Genomic DNA, 21,589 nt, shown 5'->3' with positions numbered 1-21,589 from the left:
TATAGAAATAGGACTTAAACATTATAACGTTATATTCACGTAATGCACGTTCTGTGCTATGCTATAATCACGACACTCAACTTATACAATGTAAACCGACGGGATAAGAGGATCTAAGGCTGATCCGGCAAGGCTGAAGGAGTGAAGTTATGAAGATATTGGAACAGCGTTTTATTATACGCAATGTAAAGACGGTGCATGAGGATAAACCTTTTGACATTGTCATGGAGAACGGGTTCATAACCGAAATAACGGATGCGAACATGGCACACGGTGCCAACAGTTTTGATGGTACGGGACTATATGTGTCCAGCGGCTGGATCGATATGCACGTCCATGCGGTCGCTAAGCTGGAGCCTTACGGAGATGCCATCGACGAGATAGGCGTAAAGCAAGGGGTTGCCACCATTATCGACGCAGGGAGCTGTGGCGCGGATACAATTGGAGAACTGGCAGCCGAGGTTGCAAGGTCCAAGACGAATGTGTTTGCTTTTTTGAATATTTCCCATATCGGTCTGCAGCGGGTCGACGAGTTGTCCAGTTTGGAATGGATCGATGCTGAGAAGGCAACAAAGTCGGTATGCACCTATCCAGATCTGATCATTGGACTCAAGGCCAGAATCAGCAAAAGCGTAGTCAAGGAGAATGGGGTTGAGCCGCTTCGTCTTGCAAGAAAAATATCAGGAAAAACGTCGTTGCCGCTAATGGTACATATCGGGTCCGGGCCACCGCCGATTGAGGAAGTATTGGAATTGCTTCAGAAGGATGACATTATCACTCATTATTTAAATGGGAAGGCCAACAATTTATTTGATTCCGACGGAAAGCCGATTCCTGCCCTGGTGGAGGCGATAGCTCGTGGTGTTCATCTGGATGTGGGCCATGGAACGGCAAGCTTCTCGTTCTTGGTGGCAGAGTATGCCAAGACCCAAGGGATTAAACCTGACACGATCAGCACTGATATCTATCGCGGGAATCGCATCAATGGCCCGGTGTACAGCCTGGCTAATGTCCTGACGAAGTTCCTTTATTTGGGATACAGCTTGCAGGAGGTGATCTCAGCGGTAACGGACCATGCAGCAGGATGGCTGCGCCGTCCGGAGCTTGGCCGAATCCAAGTCGGCGATGCCGCTCACCTGACGCTGTTTGCGCTGCAGCAGGGCGCTATGAGTTTAACGGATTCCGAAGGGGAGACCCGAATCGCTGATCGATATATCGAAGCCAGAGGAGTGGTAGTCAATGGATCATTCATTACATGCTAAATATGGGTTGAAGCGCGTAGTTAATGCCAGCGGGCGCATGAGTATTCTTGGCGTATCGGCACCGACGGATACCGTCATGGAAGCGATGCGGATCGGAGGGCAGAGTTACGTGGAAATCGCGGATCTGGTTGATAAAGCAGGCGATTACATGGCGCGAATTCTCGGTTCCGAGGCAGCGGTTGTTGTCAATTCCGCTTCCAGCGGTATCGCTCTTTCCGTGGCTGGAATCGTCACCGAAGGCAATCGCAGGCGCAGTGACCGATTACACCAGGAGCCAATCGCGAAGAACGAGATTATCATGTTTAAGGGACATAACGTGCAATATGGGGCACCTGTTGAAACGATGGTTTATCTCGGAGGCGGCAAGGTCGTTGAAGTCGGGTATGCCAACGAAGGGCGTAAGGAGCATATCGCGGAAGCGATAAATGAGCGTACTGCAGCCATTTTGTACGTGAAATCTCATCACTGCGTGCAGAAAAATATGATCTCGGTGGAAGAAGCGGCAGAAGTGGCTCAGGCGCATGGACTTCCGCTAATCATTGATGCTGCTGCTGAAGAGGATATCCAGAAATATGTGAAATACGGGGACCTGGCCATATACAGCGGATCCAAGGCAATTGAAGGCCCGACCTCCGGCATTGTCGGCGGCAAACGCCAATATGTGGAGTGGGTGAAAGCGCAGCTGCATGGTATTGGGCGCAGTATGAAGGTCGGCAAGGAAACAACGTTTGGATTGCTTCAGGCGCTGGACGAGTATACGGTGAAGGAAGATAAGAGTGAGCAGGAGAAAGCGGCGCTGGAGGAAATGAAGTCCTTATCGAAATTGCCGGGCATTGAGGTAACCATTGTGCAGGACGAAGCGGGAAGGGCGATCTTCCGGGGGCGCGTGAAAGTCGATGAACATGCAGCCGGGGTTAGTGCGAAGTCCATGAACGATCAGCTTCGCGAAGGCGATATTGCCGTATACACCAGGGATTACGGCGTTCGCCAGGGGTATTTTGATATCGATCCTCGCTCGCTTTCCGGGGATGATTTGCAAGTCATTATAACGAGAATACAACAGATTGCAGGGGGAAACTAAAATGGCAAATATGGAGAAACGTCTTTATAGAAATCGCGCGGCACTGAACGTACTTGCAGGCAGCATTCAGAATGCGAAGGAAATTTTCGAAGCTGCGGAAGGGCATGTGGTGGTCGGCGTATTGTCCAAAAATTATCCGAACGCGCAAGAGGCCGTTATTGCGATGAAGGAGTATGGCGCCGTTATCGAAGATGCGGTATCGATCGGATTGGGTGCTGGCGATAACCGTCAAGCTGCTGTGGTAGCTGAGATTGTGAAGAGCTACCCAGGCACGCATATCAATCAGGTGTTCCCGGCAGTTGGTGCTACACGTGCCAATCTGGATGGCAAAGAAAGCTGGATTAACAGCCTCGTGTCCCCTTCGGGTCAAGTAGGCTACGTGAATATCTCAACCGGACCGGTGAGCGCTGCCGGATCGGACAAAGCGATCGTACCTGTTAAAGCGGCCATTGCGCTTGTGCGCGATATGGGCGGTAACGCACTGAAGTACTTCCCGATGCAAGGCTTGGAGCTGGAGGATGAGTACCGCGCGGTAGCGAAGGCATGTGCGGAGGAAGGATTCGCGCTTGAACCAACAGGCGGGATTGATAAAGAGAATTTTGAAGCCATCGTGCGCATCGCATTCGAAGCGGGAGTGCAGCAGGTCATCCCGCACGTGTACTCTTCGATTATCGACTCGGCCAGTGGAGATACGATCATTAGCGATGTTCAAGAGCTGCATCTCAAGCTAAAAGCGCTGGTTGATCAATATGCCTAAGACGATTGCCGCATATGGCGAAGTGATGATGCGTCTTCAAGTACCGGGATATGCTTCCTTGGCTCAAGAGAGCCATCTGAATTACTCCTTTTCCGGCACGGGTGTAAACATCGCCTCGGCTGTGGCAAGGTTCGGTCATAACGGATATCTGGTCAGCACGCTGCCGGATAACCCGCTTGGCGAAGCGGCGATTTCCTACCTGCGCAAGCTTGGCATCGACACTGCGCTCATTAGCCGCGGAGGCAAATATGTCGGCATGTACTTTCTGGAGAATGGCTTTGGTGTAAGACCCGGACGTGTAACTTATACGGATCGACTGGGCAGCAGCTTTAATACGGCGGAGGATGCCATGTACGATTTCGGTGCGATTGCTGAAAAGATAGACATGGTCCATTTTTGCGGGATTACCCTTTCCATGAACGATACGGTACGGGGCCAAATGAAGACACTGGCTCGTGAAGTTAAAAAAAACGGCGGAACCGTTGTGTTCGATTGCAATTATCGTCCCACTTTATGGGGGGCGGACCGCTACGAGTTTGCCAAGCCGCACTATGAGGAAATGCTGTCTTTAGCGGATATCGTTTTTATGAATGAGAAAGATGCCATCTATATCCTTGGCATGGAGACGACCCGGGAGGATCAGAGCGAACAGCTGCAGGAGTTGATCCCGAAGGTGGCAGCGAAGTATAATATTACGGTTGCGTCGGGTACCCACCGCAAGATCAACGGGGATAACACTCATTCCCTGCAAGGCTATCTCTACACGGATGGAGCGTTTCACTTTTCCAAAACCTTGACGTTTTCCGTCCATGACCGTATCGGCGCAGGTGATGCCTACGCCAGTGGGGTGATTCACGGGATCTCGGAGGGATATGAACCGAATCGGACGGTTGATTTTGCCGCAGCTGCGGCGATGCTTGCCCATACCGTAACAGGGGATACGCCGACGGCGAGCGAACGCGAAGTGCTTCAGGCAATGAGTCATCATATGTCTGACGTGGAAAGGTAGGAGGAAGCATGTCGATCACGCGGAAGAACGGTCCGTTATACTTGCAAATCAAGAAGATCATAAAAGATCGGATTCTGCATGGGGAGTATCCACTTGGCTCCCATATTCCTTCCGAGCCGCAGCTGGAACAGGAATTTAACGTTAGCAAAATGACGGTCCGCAATGCGATCCAGGAGTTGTATCAGGAAGGGTATGTAGAGAAGCGGAGCGGGGTAGGAACGATTGTGACCCGGAACACTTCCTTCTCCAAGCTTTCCAAAGGCAAGCTGTTCACCGAGATTCTGGTCGAAGAAGGACACCAGATTCGGAAACGCCACCTGAAGACGGAATGGGTGCTCAATGAGCCGGATAGCGAATTGTTCTTAAAATTCGGAGAGCGGTGCCTGCTTATTGAACGTTTGTATTTACTGGACGGGAGCCCTTTCATTTACTACACCCACTATGTGTCATCCCAAGTGGATATGGGTGAAGAGTTCGGTTCCACCGAACTGCCGTCTCTGTATGACCGCATCGAGGAGAGTCAAATTACGCTGGAGAATTTCCGCGACCGTTTTCTGGCGACCGTGGCAAATGAGGAGATTGCCTCCTTGCTTGAAGTAAGTATAGGCGCGCCGTTACTGAAGCGGCTCAGATCCTCTTATGACGGGACAGGCAGTATCATTGAATACAGCATCGGTTATTACAACACGGAATTACAGCACTACTTGATCAGTTATGACGCTTGAAGATGTAGACGATACAGGAGCACGATATGGAGAAGTGGCCTTGAGACCGGTTTTCACCCGGCATGAAGGCTGCTTCTTTTTTGTTGCCCTTGAAATGAATTGTTCTTGGGAAAGAGGCTATAAGCGGTCAAAGAACTGGGTACAATAAGAATAACTGCTAACCGCGATAAATTGAGAAGAACCCTCTTGGCAAAATGAAAAAATGTGCTATAATGAGATCAAAGTCAAAGAAAGTCAAAGTCAACGAGAGGGTTCGCTGATTTTGATTATGGTTAAAATTAACGTATAAGCAAGGCTCTGTGCGGACGTGTAAGATCACTATCCGTCTTAACGTTTCAAACAGTGGAGGATGAACAGACTAATGCGTAATATCTCTGATATTATCGAACAATACCTGAAGAGCATACTGCAGGAAAGTCCGGAGGGTACCGTTGAAATTCAACGCAACGATCTGGCGGAGCAATTTTCTTGCGTTCCTTCCCAGATCAACTACGTGATCAGTACACGGTTCACGCTGGAGAAGGGCTTTCTTGTCGAGAGCAAGCGCGGCGGGGGCGGGTACATACGCATCCAGCGTATCGAGCTTCCCCAGCATACTGCACTCCAGCAGCATCTTCACCATACCATCGGCAGCATGATTGATCAGACGGTGGCTGAAGGATTGATTTACCAGCTGGAGGAATCCCGGTTTTTAACGAGGCGGGAGGCCAGCCTGATGCGGGCCGCCATTTCGAGGGAGTGCCTGAATGTGAAGCTTCCTTATCGGGATGAGCTGCGTGCAAGGATTATGAAGGCGATGCTTATTTCTTTATTAGGTAAGTGAGTCTGTGTAAGGAGGCATCGGATTATGTTATGCCAAGAATGCGGTAAACGGCCGGCGACACTTCATTTCACCAAAATTGTGAACGGGGAGAAAACGGAGTTTCATTTTTGTGAAACCTGTGCCCGTGAAAAAGGGGAATTGATCCCCGGCACGTCGAATGGTTTTTCTATACACAGTTTGCTGTCAGGTCTTCTGGATCTGGATCCTTCAGGCAAGGGCCAGAGCCCCGGTGCAAAAATGGCTCAGACGCTGCAATGTGAAGAATGCGGTATGACGTATTCCCAGTTCAGCAAGCTTGGCCGGTTCGGCTGCAGCTCGTGTTATAAATATTTCTCGGATCGATTGGATCCATTGTTTAAGCGAGTCCATGGGGGGACTTCCCATGTCGGCAAAGTGCCGAAGCGTACGGGTGGCCGGATTCAGATCAAACGCCAAATCGATGACCTTAAGAAGGAGCTTCAAATTCGGATCGTGCAGGAGGAGTTTGAAACGGCTGCCGAGATACGGGACCAAATCCGTGAGCTGGAGCGAAATATGGCTCAGGGATAAGATTGTAAGATTTTGCACTTTAGTAGGAGGAATGCGTGATGTCTAATCTCCGGTTTACCGATTCGGCGCTGAGCGAGTGGATGCGCGGGAACGGTCAGGATTCCGACATTGTCATCAGCACCCGTGTTAGGGTGGCGCGCAATCTGCAGCATCTTCCTTTCCCGCTGCTGGCAACGGATCAGCAGTCAGGAGAAGTGCTAGAGCGCCTGACGGATGTATTGAAGAATAAGGACGATTTGCAGGAATTCGGGGATTTGCATGTAATTAAATTAAGTGAGATTGATGAGCTGGATAAGAAGGTTCTTGTTGAGAAGCATCTAATCAGTCCCAATCTGGCGAATGAATCCCGAAACGGTGCAGTCATCCTTACTGAAGATGAATCCGTCAGCATTATGATCAATGAAGAGGATCACCTGCGCATCCAGTGTTTATATCCCGGATTTCAGGTTCGTGAGGCATGGGCACGTGCGACGGCGCTGGATGATGTTTTTGAATCCGAGATCGATTATGCGTTTGATGACAAGCGAGGTTATCTTACAAGCTGTCCGACGAATGTCGGCACCGGTCTTCGCGCATCCGTCATGATGCATTTGCCCGCTCTTGTTATGACACAGCAGATTAACCGGATTCTCTCGGCTGTATCGCAGGTAGGCTTGACGGTAAGAGGGATTTACGGTGAAGGCAGTGAAGCGTTAGGCAACCTGTTTCAAATCTCGAATCAGATTACGCTCGGTCAAACCGAGTCGGAGATCATTGAGAATCTTCACAGCGTCGCCCTGCAAATCATCGAGCATGAGAAGAATGCCAGAGCCCGGCTCTTGGGTGAATCCAAGCTTCGGATTACGGATCGGGTCATGCGCTCCTATGGCATACTGTCCTATGCGGCGGTGATGGATTCCAAGGAAGCAGCCCAGCGTTTATCCGATGTTCGGCTTGGTGTGGATCTCGGCCTCTTGGAAGGCCCGGAAATCCCGGTCATGAATGAATTGAATGTGAAGACACAGCCGGGCTTTCTGCAGAAGACCTATGGAGAAGGAATGACTCCTTCCGAACGCGACATGTACAGGGCTAAGCTCATCAGAGAAACACTGGGTACCCATTAAGGATCTATACTCGTTTTACAGTTGGATGACGGTGTAAGCGTCTTATAGCTGACGATACACCGAAATCCGCGAGGTTCAATATATTAATTGAAACGTGGAGGTGCAATACTATGATGTTTGGCAGATTTACGGAACGTGCACAAAAGGTGCTTGCATTGGCTCAGGAAGAAGCGGTACGTCTGGGTCACAACAATATCGGCACAGAACATATCCTGCTAGGACTTATTCGTGAAGGAGACGGCATTGCAGCCAAAGCGCTGATCGGACTTGGACTTGGTCTTGAGAAAATTCAGGATGAAGTCGAAACATTAATCGGACGCGGACAGGAGCAGCCTACCAACATTGCTTATACGCCTAGAGCGAAAAAAGTAATTGAGCTCTCCATGGACGAAGCTCGCAAGCTTGGTCATACCTACGTAGGTACTGAGCATATTCTGCTGGGGCTCATTCGTGAAGGCGAAGGGGTTGCGGCACGTGTGCTAAACAACCTGGGCATTAGCCTGAACAAAGCCCGCCAGCAAGTACTGCAGCTGCTTGGCAGCAGCGAAGCGGTATCGAGCCATCATGGCACGCCGCAAAACGTAAGCACGCCTACACTCGACAGTCTCGCTCGCGATCTGACCGCCATTGCCAAAGAAGGCAATCTGGATCCGGTCATCGGACGCAGCAAAGAAATCGAGCGCGTGATTCAGGTGCTGAGCCGCCGTACGAAGAACAACCCGGTGTTGATTGGTGAACCAGGGGTAGGTAAAACGGCGATTGCCGAAGGCCTGGCACAACGCATCATTAACAACGAAATTCCGGAGACACTGCGTGACAAACGCGTCATGACGCTGGATATGGGCTCGGTTGTTGCCGGAACCAAATACCGCGGCGAGTTTGAGGATCGCTTGAAAAAAATTATGGATGAGATTCGTCAAGCGGGTAACATTGTTCTGTTCATCGATGAGCTTCATACCTTGATCGGTGCAGGCGGTGCAGAAGGTGCGATTGACGCTTCCAATATTCTTAAGCCATCATTGGCTCGCGGAGAGCTTCAGTGCATCGGGGCAACCACCCTGGATGAATACCGCAAATATATTGAAAAAGACGCTGCTCTCGAGCGTCGTTTCCAACCGATTACGGTGGACCAACCGTCGCCGGAGGAAGCCATTCAGATTCTGTATGGACTGCGTGACCGTTACGAAGCGCATCACCGCGTGAAAATTACGGATGAAGCGATCGAGCAGGCTGTGAAATTGTCCGACCGCTACATTACGGACCGCTTCCTGCCGGATAAAGCGATTGACCTGATTGACGAGGCCGGTTCGAAAGTTCGCCTTCATACGTATACCATACCGCCAAATCTGAAAGATCAAGAAGCGCATCTGGAGGACATCCGCAAAGAGAAGGACGCAGCTGTCCAAAGCCAGGAATTCGAGAAAGCTGCAGCGCTGCGCGATACGGAGCAGAAGCTGCGTGAAGAGCTTGAAATTACGAAGAATCAATGGAAAGAAAAACAAGGACGTACCGATTCCGAGGTAACTCCGGAGGATATCGCAGACGTTGTAGCCAACTGGACTGGTATTCCTGTGAATAAACTGAAAGAAGAAGAGACCGAGCGTCTTCTGAATCTGGAAGAAATTCTGCACAGCCGGGTGATCGGTCAAGAGGAAGCGGTCAAAGCGGTCAGCCGTGCGGTTCGCCGGGCACGTGCAGGACTGAAAGATCCGAAGCGTCCAATGGGCTCCTTCATCTTCCTGGGTCCTACCGGAGTAGGTAAAACCGAGCTGGCACGCGCCCTTGCGGAAGCGATGTTTGGAGATGAGAATGCGGTTGTGCGGATCGATATGTCCGAGTACATGGAGAAGCATTCCACATCACGTCTCGTCGGAGCGCCTCCGGGATATGTCGGCTATGAAGAAGGCGGTCAGCTGACCGAGAAGGTACGCCGCAAACCATATTCTGTTGTGCTGCTCGATGAAATCGAGAAGGCACACCCTGAGGTATTCAACATCTTGCTTCAGGTGCTGGAAGACGGACGCTTGACCGACTCCAAGGGCCGCGTGGTGGACTTCCGCAACACCCTGATCATCCTGACCTCCAACGTGGGAGCGGAAGCCATCAAGAAGAACTCTACGCTTGGCTTTACTGCAGTGACGGATGCAGGTCGCGATTATAACAACATGAAAGGCAAAGTGATGGATGAGCTCAAGAAGAGCTTCCGTCCGGAGTTCTTGAACCGGATTGACGAGATCATCGTGTTCCACTCTCTGGAAGAGAAACACATTGCCCAAATCGTGACATTGATGTCCGACGAGCTGCGTAAACGTCTGAAGGAATTTGAGGTGCATTTCGAGCTCACAGACAAAGCGAAGGCTTTCATTGCGAAGGAAGGATACGATCCGGCCTTCGGTGCCCGCCCACTGCGCCGGGCTATCCAGAAGCACATCGAGGATCGCCTCTCCGAGGAGCTGCTGAAAGGTACTGTGGCCAAGGGTGACTCGCTCACCATTGATGAGGCAAATGGCGAGCTGGTTGTACACAAGAACGAGAGCGTCACTGCCGCATCAGCTGAAACGGAATAAGTGTAACTTCAACCCCCGTTGGATTAAAACCAGCGGGGGTTTTTGATTTTAGTTTGAAGGGAGGATGAAGGTTTATGGGCAGAAACATGGATGCTCAGAAGTTATGTGAATGAAATGACCGAGGCTGTTTCTATCGATAAAATAATTAGGCATATGGATGAATAGCGAATTAAGAAAACATACCCTCATGTATCAACCCAGCGATTGTAAGAACGATCCGGCAGCGAAGAGGACATGTATGGTTTAACGACCCTTCAAATTCGAAACATCTAGCGTAAAGTTTCCAATTAACCTTTACGCCCAATTATAAGAAATGGTAAACTTTGAGTAATGCCTGATTTTGCAGGGTTTTACGAAATCCGACAATTGATGTGCGACATAAAGGAGACTTACATGGCAAAAACTAAAACGAAATTTTTCTGTACCGAGTGCGGCTATGAAGCGCCTAAATGGTTCGGAAAATGTCCGGGCTGCCAATCATGGAACTCCATGGTAGAAGAGACCGAGACGGTAATCAAGACGCAGGGGATGAATTCCCCTCTTTTTCATAGTAAAGAAAAACCCCTTTCGATCATAAATATAGAAAGCGGTAAAGAACCCAGAATCCAGACGGGCATTGCGGAATTGAACCGTGTGCTCGGCGGCGGGCTTGTTCCGGGCTCGCTGGTGTTAGTCGGCGGTGACCCCGGCATCGGCAAATCCACGCTGCTGCTGCAAGCCTCCAATCGATTGGCCCAGAACGGTATTCGCGTTCTGTACATTTCCGGTGAGGAATCCGTACGCCAGACCAAACTGCGTGCAGATCGGCTCGGGGCGCTGTCTCCGGAGCTGTTTGTCCTGTGTGAAACCAATCTGGAATCGATTGAGGAAGCCATTGAGAACGTGCAACCTGGCTTTGTTGTCATTGACTCCATTCAGACGGTGTATTTGCCGGAGGTAACCAGTGCGCCAGGCAGCGTTTCCCAGGTGCGGGAGTGTACGGCACGCTTCATGCGATTGGCGAAGGTAAAGGGCATAGCGACCGTCCTGGTCGGTCATGTGACCAAGGAAGGCGCTATTGCAGGCCCAAGGATGCTGGAGCACATGGTGGACTGTGTGCTTTATTTTGAAGGAGAGCGTCACCATACTTACCGTTTGCTTCGTGCGGTAAAGAACCGTTTCGGTTCGACGAATGAGATTGGCATTTTTGAGATGGGTGAGGATGGACTTCGGGAAGTCGGGAATCCATCGGAACTGTTCTTATCTGAACGGCCCTTAGGGGTAGCGGGTTCGACCGTTGTTGCAAGCATGGAGGGAACTCGTCCGGTTCTGGTCGAGCTGCAGGCGCTCATCTCCACAACCCACTTCCCGTCCCCGCGCCGGATGGGCACAGGGGTGGACCACCACCGCATGAATCTGATCATTGCCGTGCTGGAGAAACGGATGGGCATGTACCTGCAAACGCAAGACGCCTATCTGAATGTTGCCGGCGGCGTGAAGCTCGATGAGCCAGCGGTGGATTTGGCCATAGCGGTTAGCATTGCATCCAGCTTCCGCGACATTCCGACCAAGCCGTATGATGTCATCTTTGGCGAGGTTGGTCTGACCGGCGAGGTTCGTGCCGTTTCCAGAGCGGAACAAAGGGTAAGGGAAGCCGAGAAGCTGGGCTTTAAGCGCGTACTCATGCCGGAGAAGAGTTTAAAGGGATGGAAGCATCCGAAAGGAATACAAATTATAGGAGTAAACACCGTTGCAGATGCATTAGCGGTTGCGTTAGATTAGGGGGCATACGAAGGTGAAAGAAACGAGCCAACTGGACAAAATGAATGATTTGCTAAAGCTGGTAGCACCGGGAACGCCGTTTCGCGACGGACTGGAGAACGTGCTGCGGGCAAAGACGGGCGCCCTGATCGTTGTGGGCTACAGCCCGGAAGTAATGGAAGTTGTCGACGGCGGCTTCTCCATTAACTGCGATTTTTCGCCAAACTATTTATACGAGCTGGCCAAGATGGACGGCGCCATCATCCTGAGTGAAGACTTGAAACGTATCTTATATGCCAATACCCAGCTGATTCCGGATTCTTCGATCTCTTCCATCGAGACGGGGATACGGCACAGAACAGCGGAGCGGGTAGCGAAACAGACAGGCAAGCTGGTTGTGTCCATCTCGCAGCGCCGAAACATTATTACGCTGTATCAAGGATCGCTGCGGTATGCATTGAAGGAAATCGGCGTAATCTTAACCAAGGCGAATCAGGCTATACAGACCTTGGAGCGATACCGAGTGGTGCTTAATCAATCGCTTACCAACCTCTCGGCATCTGAATTTGAAGAATTGGTCACCATTCCGGAAGTCGTGAATGTGATTCAGCGCGTCGAGATGGTGCTCCGCATCAAGAAGGAGATCAAGCGCTATATCAACGAGCTCGGCAACGAAGGTCGTTTGATCAGCATGCAGATGGATGAGCTTGTAAGCAACATAGAGGAAGAGGCTTGGCTGCTGTATGCGGACTATGCCCGGGAGTACAGCGAGGAGAAGATCCGCGAGATCATTCTTGCGTTGAAGCGTTCAACGGATGAGGAACTGCTGGACATTCATCATATTGTAAGGCTTCTTGGCTATCCGGCTTCCGCCGCTGCTTCAGAGGAAGAAATACTGCCGCGTGGTTACCGGATTTTGAACAAAATCCCGCGCCTTCCGAATGTGATCGTACGTAATCTGGTCGACCAGTTCCATGATTTATCCAGCATTATGATCGCTTCCATCCATGAACTTGATGAAGTGGACGGGATTGGTGAAGTTCGCGCACGGACCATTAAAGAAGGCCTGAAACGATTGCAAGAACAAGTATTTATTGACAGACAAATCTAAAAGACCTACAATCGATGTTCGTACGTAACATTAATGAGGTGAATAAAAAAAATGACGAAATCAATTCCGAATATGTTTACTTTAGGTAATCTGTTTCTCGGAATGATTGGTATCATCTTGGCGACGGAAGGTCGAACGAGTATGGCCGCCATAATGATTATCATTGCCATGCTTCTTGATGGACTGGACGGTCGGGTAGCTCGGGCATTGAATGCCCAAAGCGAGCTCGGCAAGGAACTTGACTCATTATCCGATGTAATATCATTTGGCGTAGCACCGGCACTCATTATGTATACCGTAGCGTTTACGGATATTAATACAGCACTGGCTTGGACAGTGACCGCCATATTTCCGATGTGCGGCGCATTGCGTCTTGCAAGATTTAATGTTCGTCCGGGCATACCGGGATATTTTATCGGCCTGCCGATCCCCGCTGCGGGAGGCGTGCTGGCAACCTTGGCGTTATTTCATGAAGAGATTACAGCAACTTATATGATTATTGCCGTACTTCTACTTTCTTACCTCATGGTTAGCGCAGTCAAGTATCCGAACTTCAAGAAGATTGGCATTCCGAAAACAGCGATTAAATTTACACCGCTCGTCATCATTGGCGCAGTCATGGTTGCCGTGTTCTTACCAGAGCAGACCTCCAAGCTGATATTCTTGCCATTGGTCCTGTACGCAGGTTATGGCTTGCAACAGAATTTCCGCAGGCTGAACCGCAAAAAACGTCGTAAAAAGGATGATCCCAAATCAGATGAGGCCTTTCAATCCTCTGACCGATAGGACAGATTTGTGACATAATCCAAATAAAAAGCATTTATTTCCCTGCTAGCGCAGCGAGATAAATGCTTTTTTTGTATGCATGGAGTACCTTGCCGTTACGAACCGTTTTCATGTTAGCGGCTTTACGACAGGTTGAAAATACCCAATGTGGAGCATTTCTGCGACTCCTTGTCAACAACCTCATCCAGTTGAATGTCCAGAAGATTCGCAAGAGCAGACATATAAAATAGGTTGCGGCCAAGCTCGGTGCTTACCGCTTCACGGCAATTCTCGCACAGATGGCCTTCGACGTGCGTGCCAGCTAATTCCCGGGCTGATTCGAGATCAGCGCCCATATCGAAGGATTGCTTCGTGGCGTGGAGCTCGATGCATCCGCATTCTGTGATGGCCTTGGTTACGGCCCGGTTGACTGAAGCATTGCTTTGACCATTTTTAGACAGAACATCCAAGAGACTGCGGTGACGGAGCAACAATTCGGAAACTTGGTCCTGAAAAGCCTGTAAACTAGGAGCGCTCATTTATACATCCACCTCGATATTATGAATTGAGTTCATTATATTCCACTACTTCAGGCGATTTCAACCAATTTCAGGTGTCCGAAGGCGGTCAATTCCATTTGTGAGGTTGATGTAAGTACACGTCAAAGCCTGATGGGGGTAGGCAAAACCGGTAGGATATGGGGATATGGAAATAGGATAAAAAAGCGTCAATAGGCGCACTTTTACAGAAGATAGACTGCATATTTGAGGATGTTTTTCTTACGATTATCCAATTCATTTGGATTCACTGAAAACTTTTATCTTAAAAAAGATGGGGCGGCACGATTACGACTTTATAAATTGGACCATACTGGAAAATAGAAGCAAAGATATTTATGTATAAAAAGGAGGTGTGCGGAAGCTCATGGTAAAAAAAGCTATTTTAGCATTTACAGTATTATGCGGAGCATGGGGCGGGTATACGTTATATCATACAATGGAACGGTCTTTCTTAGAGCTCTCGCCTATTTTTGGACAAGGTTTATTTGCAGCGGGAAGCGGAGCCTTCGCGGTGCTTGGAGGATTATTGTTTGGCATGATCGGCGTGCTGTCAGCGGATCGGGTAACGAGATGGCTGCACAGCCTGATCTCTTCGTTCTCCCGGATTCCGATGAATGAGCTGGCTGCGGGTACTGCCGGACTGTTGAGCGGCCTGCTGCTGTCTGTATTGCTGTCACCAGGGTTGTCCTTGCTCGGACAAGTAGGGCAGCTGCTCCAGGTTGGCATTACGCTGCTCGGTGGTTACATCGGGTTTCGCATTGGACTGGAAAAGAAGGATGAACTGGCTTCTCTATGGATGTCGGGCAAGTGGAGTCAAGCTGCTGAGCCTGAGGGCCGGCGCATAGAGGAACATAAAATTTTGGATACGAGTGTCATCATTGACGGGAGAATTGCAGATATTTGCAAGACCGGATTTATCGAAGGAACGATTGTCATACCTGAGTTTGTTCTGGAGGAGCTTCAGCATATTGCGGATTCCTCAGACCTTCTTAAGCGAAATCGCGGCCGGCGGGGTCTTGATATTTTGAACAAAATCCAGAAAGAGCTGGACGTCAAGGTGCTCATTTATGAAGGGGACTTTGAGGAAATATCCGAAGTCGACAGCAAGCTGGTGAAACTGGCCAAAGTGCTTCAAGGCAAAGTAGTTACGAATGATTTTAACTTAAATAAGGTTTGTGAGCTGCAGGGCGTGTCGGTGTTGAACATTAATGATCTCGCCAACGCGGTGAAACCGGTGGTTCTGCCAGGGGAGGAAATTCTGGTACAGATTATCAAGGACGGCAAGGAGCATGGTCAAGGCGTCGCTTATTTGGATGACGGCACGATGATCGTCGTGGAAGGCGGTCGCGAGTACATCGGCACGATGATGGAGGTGCTCGTTACCAGCGTACTGCAAACCTCAGCGGGCCGGATGATCTTCGCGAAACCAAAACTGTTGGAAAAAGCCCAGTAAAGGGGTATGATGGGGATATACATATCCGCTATTCGTCCGTTTGGGACGTGTTGGGTGAGACAGGAGTTTGGTGCTTGATGAGTAACTTCGGCGCTGTTATTGTAGCGGCGGGAAAAGGAACGAGGATGGGCACCCGGGAGAGCAAGCAGTACTTGGCTCTGAATGGAAAGCCCATTATCGTTCATACGCTTGAAGCATTCAGCCGGATACCATGGCTGCAGGAAATTGTGCTTGTGACGGGGATGGAGGATGTCCCTCGCTGCGAATCCTGGATTCAGGAATACAGTTTGAACAAGGTGTCCGCTGTAATCCCCGGGGGAAGCGAGAGGCAGCAGTCCGTATACCAGGGCATCAAGCAAATTTCTTCAGAGTGGGTAATGATACATGACGGCGTAAGGCCGTTTGTAACGCAAGAGGAAATTGAAGTCTGCCGCGATGCGGCAATCCGTGAGGGCGCCTCGGTACTTGGGGTCCCCGTGAAGGATACGATTAAACAGGTGAACGGTAAGGGGCTGATTACAGGCACCCCGGACCGTCAAAGTCTGTGGGCCGTCCAGACCCCACAGGCTTTTCGTCTTTCCGACCTGCTGTCTGCACATGAGGCTGCTGCGAAGGATGGGTTTACAGGCACTGACGATGCCATGCTGATGGAGCGAGCAGGACATCCGGTAACCGTGGTGGAGGGGAAATACAGCAATATTAAGATTACCACACCGGAGGATCTGGAATATGCAGCTTTTTTACAGAAACGTAAGGGAGAGGACATGGGATGATTCGAGTAGGACAGGGGTTTGACGTACATCAGCTCGTAGAAGGAAGGCCGTGCATCATAGGAGGCGTCACGATTCCTTATGACAAGGGACTTCTCGGGCACTCCGATGCCGACGTGCTGCTGCACGCCGTAACGGACGCGATTTTGGGAGCGCTTGGGCTTGGCGATATTGGTCGTCATTTTCCTGATAATGATCCTGCCTTTAAAGACGCCGACAGCCTGAAGCTTTTGGAGCAGGTATGGGTCATGGCGAAGGAACGCGGGTATAGACTTGGTAATATCGATTCTACAATTATTGCGCAGAAGCCGAAGATGGCGCCATATATTCCGCAAATGGCGGAAGTGATCGCCAAAGCGCTGGATGCCGAGGTGGATCAGGTTAATGTGAAGGCGACCACCACCGAGCAGCTCGGGTTTGCTGGCAGGGGCGAAGGTATCGCCGCGCAATCGGTTGTCTGCCTCGTAAAAGGTATGCTATCATCTTGAAGTATGTGTTCAATAAGGGAGTTTTTTGAGCGAGGAATCTTGAAAGAATAGGGAAGCGGAGGGGTTACAATGACCGGAGAAGTCCGCGTGCGCTATGCACCGAGTCCAACGGGACATTTACATATCGGCAATGCCAGAACGGCATTATTCAATTATTTATTTGCCCGCAAGAACAACGGGAAATTCATTATCCGCATCGAGGATACGGATGTGAAACGCAACGTAGAAGGCGGAGAGCAAAGCCAGCTGAAATACTTGAAGTGGCTGGGCATGGACTGGGATGAGAGCGTGGATGTCGGAGGCGAGTACGGACCTTATCGCCAGACCGAGCGTCTTGATATTTATAAAGAATATTGGCAGGACCTTCTGGATCGCGGGCTTGCTTACCGCTGCTATTGCACGGAGGAAGAGCTGGAGCAGGAGCGGGAAGAGCAGATGGCTCGCGGCGAAACACCGCGCTATTCCGGGAAGCACCGGGATTTGACGGAAGAGCAGCGTCAGGCACTTGAGGCTGAAGGTCGTGTGGCCAGCATCCGCTTCCGCGTTCCAGAAGATCGTATCTACACGTTCGATGATATGGTGAAGGGCACGATTTCGTTTAACAGCAAAGAGACGGGCGACTTCGTCATCGTTAAAAAAGACGGCATTCCTACCTACAATTTCGCTGTAGCTTTGGACGATCATCTGATGAAGATCAGCCATGTGCTCCGCGGGGAGGATCATATCTCCAATACGCCGCGTCAGCTGATGATCTATGAAGCCTTTGGCTGGGAGCCGCCTCAGTTCGGACATATGACCCTGATCGTGGGCGAGGATCATAAGAAGCTGAGCAAGCGTAATGAATCGATTATTCAGTTCATTGAGCAGTATGACCAGCTTGGCTATTTGCCTGAAGCGCTGTTCAACTTCATCTCGCTGCTTGGCTGGTCTCCGGAAGGGGAAGAGGAAGTGTTCTCCCAAGAGCAGTTGATCTCGATCTTTGATGAGCATCGATTATCCAAGAGCCCGGCGGTATTCGATACAAACAAGCTGGCTCATCTGAACAACACGTATATCAAGAATGCGGATCCGGATCGGATTGCCGATCTAGCCATTCCGCATTTGCAGAAAGCCAGTCGCTTGCCGTCCGAGCTTACGGCCGAGCAAGAGGAATGGGCACGCGCGCTCGTGGCGCTCTATCAGGAGCAGTTGACTGCTGCTTCGGATATCGTGGATCTGTCGGAAGTGTTCTTCCGCACACATCTGGAGCTGGATTCCGAAGGGATTGAAGTGATGGGCGGCGAGCAGGTGCCCGCCGTATTGTCGGCATTCCTTGCGAAGATCGAGCAGTCGGATGAGTTTAACGCTCCGAAGATTGCGGCACTGATCAAGGAAGTCCAGAAGGAGACCGGATTTAAGGGCAAACAGCTCTTTATGCCGATCCGCGTAGCCTTGACGGGACAAACTCATGGCCGGGACCTGAACCAGACGATTTGGCTGCTTGGTAAGGATCGTGTGCTTGACCGTTTGCGTTCTCAGATCAAGGGCGCATAATTCGGGCGCTTCTTCGAATAAACGTTCCTTGTCAGCCCGTATATCATCAGTTATAATTACACCAAACTATAAGTGAAATATTCTTTGATCTAGGTTAGGTAGCAACAACTCATACGGAGAAGCAGCGGAGAGGACGGAATTGTGCTGTAGAAGCGAAGCGTTCGCCTTTGTCTTCCGATTTCCACCTATGTGATATCGTTAAAGAAATCGGAAGGCAACAGCGATCGGAAGCACAATCCGTCAGCGCAGCGTTCTATAGAGCGTTGTTTCCTTCACATAGATCAACAAATATAAACGTACAAAAGCTACGATCAGGAGAAGTACGCGTAAAACAGGCACGTTCCAGAGAGGACAATCGGCAGAAGACAAGGACCACTTGAATTTGCCGGCTGAGAGTTGTCCCGTCGCCTGCAGCGGAAATGCACCTGTGAGCTGCATGGTTGAAGCGAACACAATCGTTAGATCATGCCGGTCGTCTGCCGTTAATGACATGAAGAGAATCGGTAGAATCCGTCCCTGACGAAGGGAGGAGGCTTGTGCCGGTTCTAAGCAGAGTGGAACCGCGGTCTAGCGCCTCTGCAGCGATAAGCTGCAGGGGCGTTTTTTATTTACAGGAATAACGATGGATGGCAAGTTGCATGCGCGATTGGAAGAGGGGAAAGAGGGAGCGTTCATGTTTAAACAGATGAAATCGGATATTCGGACAGTGTTCGAGAATGACCCGGCTGCCCGGGGACTTTTTGAAGTGGTATTCACCTACTCGGGGCTTCACGCACTGTGGGCGCACCGGGTAGCTCATGCATTATTTAAGCGGCGATGGTATACGCTGGCCCGGTTGATCTCCCAGTTCAGCCGGTTTATGACAGGGATTGAGATTCATCCGGGAGCCCGTATCGGGCATCGGCTGTTCATAGACCATGGGATGGGGGTTGTCATTGGAGAGACCTGTGAGATTGGGGATGACGTGGTGATCTACCAAGGGGTTACGCTTGGTGGAACCGGTAAGGAGAAAGGCAAGCGGCACCCGACCATCGGCAACAACGTGGTCATCGGATCGGGGGCGAAAGTGCTAGGTTCCTTTACGATTGGGGATAACTGTAACATTGGTTCCAATGCAGTCGTACTAAGACCAGTCCCCCAAAACAGCACCGTTGTCGGCAATCCGGGAAAAATTGTGAAACAGAACGGGGAGCGGGTGCGCGACCGGCTGGATCACACGAATCTGCCCGATCCGATTGTGGATATGCTGCGTTCAATGCAGAAGGAGATCGATCAGCTCCGGGCGGAGCTTCATGAGAGCAAACGAAACCAGCCTAAAGGCATGGTATCCGAGGTCGTTGTGTCTTCGGCCAAAGAAGAGTAAACCCGCAAGCCGTGAAGGAACAATAAGCGATGGAATGAAAGGATTGAGATGATACCTTATGGCACTTCAAATCTATAACACGTTAACCCGTATGAAAGAAACGTTTGTTGCTCAGGAACCTGGAAAGGTAAAGATCTACGTGTGCGGTCCTACCGTGTACGATTATATCCATATCGGGAATGCCCGTCCGATGATCTTTTTCGACGTGGTTCGAGCTTATTTTGAGAATCAGGGTAATGATGTGAATTACGTGGTGAACTTTACGGATGTAGATGACAAAATGATCCGGAAAGCGGAGCAAACCGGTACTACCGTTCCGGAGGTCGCGGATAAGTTTATTAACGCCTATTACGAAGATCTGGACGGTCTCGGTATACCGAGAGCGACATTAAATCCGCGGGTAACGGACAATATGGAGAGCATTATTGAATTTATCCAGGAGCTCATTGACCGCGACTTTGCTTATGAGAACGGGGGAGATGTCTTTTACCGGACCCGCAAATTTGACGATTACGGCAAGCTGTCCCAGCAAAATCTCGATGAGCTGCAATTTGGTATCCGGATTGAAGTGGATAAGCGGAAAGAAAACCCGGAGGACTTCGTGCTATGGAAAGCTGCGAAGCCCGGAGAGATCTACTGGAGCAGCCCTTGGGGCGACGGCCGCCCGGGCTGGCATATTGAGTGCTCCGCCATGGCCCGTCGTTATCTCGGGGATACGCTGGATATCCATGGCGGCGGTCAAGACCTCCAGTTTCCGCACCATGAATGCGAAGTGGCGCAGTCCGAGGCGCTGACAGGCAAACCGTTGGCGAACTATTGGATGCACAATGGTTATATCCGCATCAATAACGAGAAAATGTCGAAATCGCTAGGTAATGGTGTATTGGTTAAGGAACTTCGTGAACAATATACAAAAGAAGCTGTCCGCTATTTCATGTTGTCCACCCACTACCGCAACCCGCTGAATTATAGCGATGAGGTGATGGAGCAGGCACAGAACAGCGTGGAACGTCTGGCGAATGCGGCGGCTAATGTCGAGCATCGATTGAGTACCGCGATCGGTTCGAAGGACGATAACGTAAGCCAGGAAGTTGCGGATAAAATATCGGCCGTCCTTGTCGAATTCCACCAGAAAATGCAGGATGATTTCAACACGCCGGATGCCATCACCGCCATGTTCCAATGGGCCAGCGAGGCGAATCAGCTGCTGAAGGAAGCCTCGATTCCTGCGGCTGACCTGCATGAAGTGCTGCGTGCTTTCAACGAAATGAACGGCGTGCTGCGCATCGTAAATACAGGCACGGATGAATTGCTGGATGAGGAGATTGAAGCTCTGATTGCCGAACGTATCGAAGCCCGGAAGAATAAAAACTGGGCGCGAGCGGATGAAATCCGCGACAAGCTGGCGGACGAAGGCATCGTGCTTGAGGATACGGCGCAAGGTATGCGCTGGCGGCGTAAATGAGCGGGCCTGAGCATCATGATCCCGCGGTAGGCTGGTTCGATTTTCCGCCGTCGAAGCCGGCCCGGTTAATCCCGCCCATCGTGCTTGCCTATATCGGAGATGCCATTTATGAGGTGGCGGTGCGGCAGTTTTTGATATCAAGAGCGAATCTCCGCCCCCATCACTTGCACCGGACAGCAACAGGATTTGTGTCGGCGAAGGCACAGAGCCGAATATTGGCTTATCTGGATCCGGAGCTGACGGAAGAAGAACGCGATGTTGTGCGTCAAGGACGCAATGCCAAATCAGGCAGCATCCCCAAAAATGCCGACGTGCTCGAATATCGGCATGCAACGGCATTTGAGACGCTCGTTGGGTATTTATATTATACGGGGGAGCAGGATCGTCTCCGCGAGCTCATTGGGAAGAGCATCGAGTTTATTGAGGGGTCTGTTAAATAGACCGTCAGGCAATAGAGATCAACAT

The 21,589-nt window shown here is 50.6% G+C and carries 21 protein-coding genes; 19 read left to right on the top strand and 2 right to left on the bottom strand.

Annotated elements, in window-relative coordinates:
• Positions 1–158: 158 nt before the first annotated feature.
• The 12 genes from MKY48_RS30500 (at position 159) to pssA (ending at position 13,513) form a co-directional block, all read left to right on the top strand.
• Complete coding sequence (locus MKY48_RS30500; RefSeq protein WP_339293565.1) at positions 159–1,262, top strand: amidohydrolase/deacetylase family metallohydrolase; 1,104 nt, start codon at positions 159–161, stop codon at positions 1,260–1,262.
• The gene (locus MKY48_RS30495) at positions 1,240–2,343 is read left to right on the top strand and encodes a DgaE family pyridoxal phosphate-dependent ammonia lyase (protein ID WP_339291815.1); all 1,104 of its coding nucleotides are present in this window, start codon (positions 1,240–1,242) and stop codon (positions 2,341–2,343) included. Before MKY48_RS30500 ends, MKY48_RS30495 begins: the two co-directional genes overlap by 23 nt.
• Position 2,344: 1 nt before the next feature.
• Positions 2,345–3,100, top strand: coding sequence for a KDGP aldolase family protein (locus MKY48_RS30490; protein ID WP_339291814.1), 756 nt, complete (start codon positions 2,345–2,347; stop codon positions 3,098–3,100).
• On the top strand, positions 3,093–4,109 hold the full coding sequence (locus tag MKY48_RS30485; RefSeq protein ID WP_339291813.1) for a sugar kinase: 1,017 nt from the start codon (positions 3,093–3,095) through the stop codon (positions 4,107–4,109). The genes MKY48_RS30490 and MKY48_RS30485 overlap by 8 nt, the downstream gene beginning before the upstream one ends.
• Positions 4,110–4,117: 8 nt before the next feature.
• Complete coding sequence (locus MKY48_RS30480; protein WP_076326248.1) at positions 4,118–4,834, top strand: GntR family transcriptional regulator; 717 nt, start codon at positions 4,118–4,120, stop codon at positions 4,832–4,834.
• Positions 4,835–5,195: 361 nt separating this feature from the next.
• Entirely contained in the window at positions 5,196–5,657 is a 462-nt protein-coding gene (locus MKY48_RS30475) for a CtsR family transcriptional regulator (protein ID WP_006212959.1), read from the top strand.
• Positions 5,658–5,681: 24 nt separating this feature from the next.
• Positions 5,682–6,206 carry a UvrB/UvrC motif-containing protein gene (locus tag MKY48_RS30470; RefSeq protein ID WP_076326247.1) on the top strand — a complete coding sequence of 175 codons (525 nt, stop codon included), beginning with the start codon at positions 5,682–5,684 and terminating at the stop codon, positions 6,204–6,206.
• 38 nt (positions 6,207–6,244) lie between these two features.
• On the top strand, positions 6,245–7,309 hold the full coding sequence (locus MKY48_RS30465; RefSeq protein ID WP_339291812.1) for a protein arginine kinase: 1,065 nt from the start codon (positions 6,245–6,247) through the stop codon (positions 7,307–7,309).
• 110 nt (positions 7,310–7,419) lie between these two features.
• Positions 7,420–9,876: an ATP-dependent protease ATP-binding subunit ClpC gene (gene clpC / locus MKY48_RS30460; protein ID WP_076326245.1), complete on the top strand. Its 2,457-nt coding sequence runs from the start codon at positions 7,420–7,422 to the stop codon at positions 9,874–9,876.
• A 393-nt stretch (positions 9,877–10,269) separates the two neighbouring features.
• Complete coding sequence (gene radA, locus MKY48_RS30455) at positions 10,270–11,637, top strand: DNA repair protein RadA (RefSeq protein WP_009594669.1); 1,368 nt, start codon at positions 10,270–10,272, stop codon at positions 11,635–11,637.
• 13 nt (positions 11,638–11,650) lie between these two features.
• Entirely contained in the window at positions 11,651–12,727 is a 1,077-nt protein-coding gene (disA, locus tag MKY48_RS30450) for a DNA integrity scanning diadenylate cyclase DisA (protein WP_076326243.1), read from the top strand.
• Between the two features lie 51 nt (positions 12,728–12,778).
• Positions 12,779–13,513 (top strand): CDP-diacylglycerol--serine O-phosphatidyltransferase, encoded by a 735-nt coding sequence (gene pssA / locus MKY48_RS30445; protein WP_339268341.1) that lies wholly within the window; start codon positions 12,779–12,781, stop codon positions 13,511–13,513.
• A gap of 122 nt (positions 13,514–13,635) precedes the next feature.
• Here the strand turns inward: pssA and MKY48_RS30440 are convergent, their stop codons facing one another.
• Positions 13,636–14,031, bottom strand: coding sequence for a DUF1573 domain-containing protein (locus MKY48_RS30440; protein ID WP_076326241.1), 396 nt, complete (start codon positions 14,029–14,031; stop codon positions 13,636–13,638).
• Positions 14,032–14,416: 385 nt separating this feature from the next.
• On the opposite strand from MKY48_RS30440, the gene MKY48_RS30435 reads away from it, so the two are divergent.
• The 4 genes from MKY48_RS30435 to gltX all read left to right on the top strand — a co-directional run bounded on the left by MKY48_RS30435 (position 14,417) and on the right by gltX (position 18,296).
• Positions 14,417–15,505, top strand: a complete 1,089-nt coding sequence (locus tag MKY48_RS30435) for a PIN/TRAM domain-containing protein (protein ID WP_339291811.1) — start codon at positions 14,417–14,419, stop codon at positions 15,503–15,505.
• A 77-nt stretch (positions 15,506–15,582) separates the two neighbouring features.
• Positions 15,583–16,278 (top strand): 2-C-methyl-D-erythritol 4-phosphate cytidylyltransferase, encoded by a 696-nt coding sequence (gene ispD / locus MKY48_RS30430; RefSeq protein WP_339291810.1) that lies wholly within the window; start codon positions 15,583–15,585, stop codon positions 16,276–16,278.
• Positions 16,275–16,763: a 2-C-methyl-D-erythritol 2,4-cyclodiphosphate synthase gene (ispF, locus tag MKY48_RS30425; protein ID WP_076326238.1), complete on the top strand. Its 489-nt coding sequence runs from the start codon at positions 16,275–16,277 to the stop codon at positions 16,761–16,763. Before ispD ends, ispF begins: the two co-directional genes overlap by 4 nt.
• A 69-nt stretch (positions 16,764–16,832) precedes the next feature.
• Positions 16,833–18,296, top strand: coding sequence for a glutamate--tRNA ligase (gene gltX / locus MKY48_RS30420; RefSeq protein ID WP_339268333.1), 1,464 nt, complete (start codon positions 16,833–16,835; stop codon positions 18,294–18,296).
• 240 nt (positions 18,297–18,536) lie between these two features.
• Here the strand turns inward: gltX and MKY48_RS30415 are convergent, their stop codons facing one another.
• Positions 18,537–18,788 carry a hypothetical protein gene (locus MKY48_RS30415; RefSeq protein WP_339268331.1) on the bottom strand — a complete coding sequence of 84 codons (252 nt, stop codon included), beginning with the start codon at positions 18,786–18,788 and terminating at the stop codon, positions 18,537–18,539.
• Positions 18,789–18,969: 181 nt separating this feature from the next.
• On the opposite strand from MKY48_RS30415, the gene cysE reads away from it, so the two are divergent.
• The 3 genes from cysE to MKY48_RS30400 are packed head-to-tail and all read left to right on the top strand — an operon-like array spanning position 18,970 to position 21,564.
• Entirely contained in the window at positions 18,970–19,659 is a 690-nt protein-coding gene (gene cysE / locus MKY48_RS30410; RefSeq protein ID WP_076326261.1) for a serine O-acetyltransferase, read from the top strand.
• Between the two features lie 58 nt (positions 19,660–19,717).
• Entirely contained in the window at positions 19,718–21,124 is a 1,407-nt protein-coding gene (gene cysS, locus MKY48_RS30405; protein ID WP_098749107.1) for a cysteine--tRNA ligase, read from the top strand.
• Entirely contained in the window at positions 21,121–21,564 is a 444-nt protein-coding gene (locus tag MKY48_RS30400; RefSeq protein WP_339268328.1) for a Mini-ribonuclease 3, read from the top strand. The genes cysS and MKY48_RS30400 overlap by 4 nt, the downstream gene beginning before the upstream one ends.
• Positions 21,565–21,589 lie beyond the last annotated feature (25 nt).

The sequence above is a fragment of the Paenibacillus sp. FSL W8-0187 genome, from assembly GCF_037969755.1.
GTDB lineage: Bacteria > Bacillota > Bacilli > Paenibacillales > Paenibacillaceae > Paenibacillus_AQ.
This window is presented reverse-complemented; position numbering and strand designations above follow the sequence as displayed.

What these genes read in the sequence shown, in the direction of transcription:
- MKY48_RS30495 (WP_339291815.1), top strand. Translation starts at nt 1,240, where the DNA reads ATGGATCATTCATTACATGCTAAATATGGGTTGAAGCGCGTAGTTAAT.
- MKY48_RS30490 (WP_339291814.1), top strand. Translation starts at nt 2,345, where the DNA reads ATGGCAAATATGGAGAAACGTCTTTATAGAAATCGCGCGGCACTGAAC.
- MKY48_RS30485 (WP_339291813.1), top strand. Translation starts at nt 3,093, where the DNA reads ATGCCTAAGACGATTGCCGCATATGGCGAAGTGATGATGCGTCTTCAA.
- MKY48_RS30480 (WP_076326248.1), top strand. Translation starts at nt 4,118, where the DNA reads ATGTCGATCACGCGGAAGAACGGTCCGTTATACTTGCAAATCAAGAAG.
- MKY48_RS30475 (WP_006212959.1), top strand. Translation starts at nt 5,196, where the DNA reads ATGCGTAATATCTCTGATATTATCGAACAATACCTGAAGAGCATACTG.
- MKY48_RS30470 (WP_076326247.1), top strand. Translation starts at nt 5,682, where the DNA reads ATGTTATGCCAAGAATGCGGTAAACGGCCGGCGACACTTCATTTCACC.
- MKY48_RS30465 (WP_339291812.1), top strand. Translation starts at nt 6,245, where the DNA reads ATGTCTAATCTCCGGTTTACCGATTCGGCGCTGAGCGAGTGGATGCGC.
- clpC (WP_076326245.1), top strand. Translation starts at nt 7,420, where the DNA reads ATGATGTTTGGCAGATTTACGGAACGTGCACAAAAGGTGCTTGCATTG.
- radA (WP_009594669.1), top strand. Translation starts at nt 10,270, where the DNA reads ATGGCAAAAACTAAAACGAAATTTTTCTGTACCGAGTGCGGCTATGAA.
- pssA (WP_339268341.1), top strand. Translation starts at nt 12,779, where the DNA reads ATGACGAAATCAATTCCGAATATGTTTACTTTAGGTAATCTGTTTCTC.
- MKY48_RS30440 (WP_076326241.1), bottom strand. Translation starts at nt 14,031, where the DNA reads ATGAGCGCTCCTAGTTTACAGGCTTTTCAGGACCAAGTTTCCGAATTG.
- MKY48_RS30435 (WP_339291811.1), top strand. Translation starts at nt 14,417, where the DNA reads ATGGTAAAAAAAGCTATTTTAGCATTTACAGTATTATGCGGAGCATGG.
- ispD (WP_339291810.1), top strand. Translation starts at nt 15,583, where the DNA reads ATGAGTAACTTCGGCGCTGTTATTGTAGCGGCGGGAAAAGGAACGAGG.
- ispF (WP_076326238.1), top strand. Translation starts at nt 16,275, where the DNA reads ATGATTCGAGTAGGACAGGGGTTTGACGTACATCAGCTCGTAGAAGGA.
- gltX (WP_339268333.1), top strand. Translation starts at nt 16,833, where the DNA reads ATGACCGGAGAAGTCCGCGTGCGCTATGCACCGAGTCCAACGGGACAT.
- MKY48_RS30415 (WP_339268331.1), bottom strand. Translation starts at nt 18,788, where the DNA reads ATGTCATTAACGGCAGACGACCGGCATGATCTAACGATTGTGTTCGCT.
- cysE (WP_076326261.1), top strand. Translation starts at nt 18,970, where the DNA reads ATGTTTAAACAGATGAAATCGGATATTCGGACAGTGTTCGAGAATGAC.
- cysS (WP_098749107.1), top strand. Translation starts at nt 19,718, where the DNA reads ATGGCACTTCAAATCTATAACACGTTAACCCGTATGAAAGAAACGTTT.
- MKY48_RS30400 (WP_339268328.1), top strand. Translation starts at nt 21,121, where the DNA reads ATGAGCGGGCCTGAGCATCATGATCCCGCGGTAGGCTGGTTCGATTTT.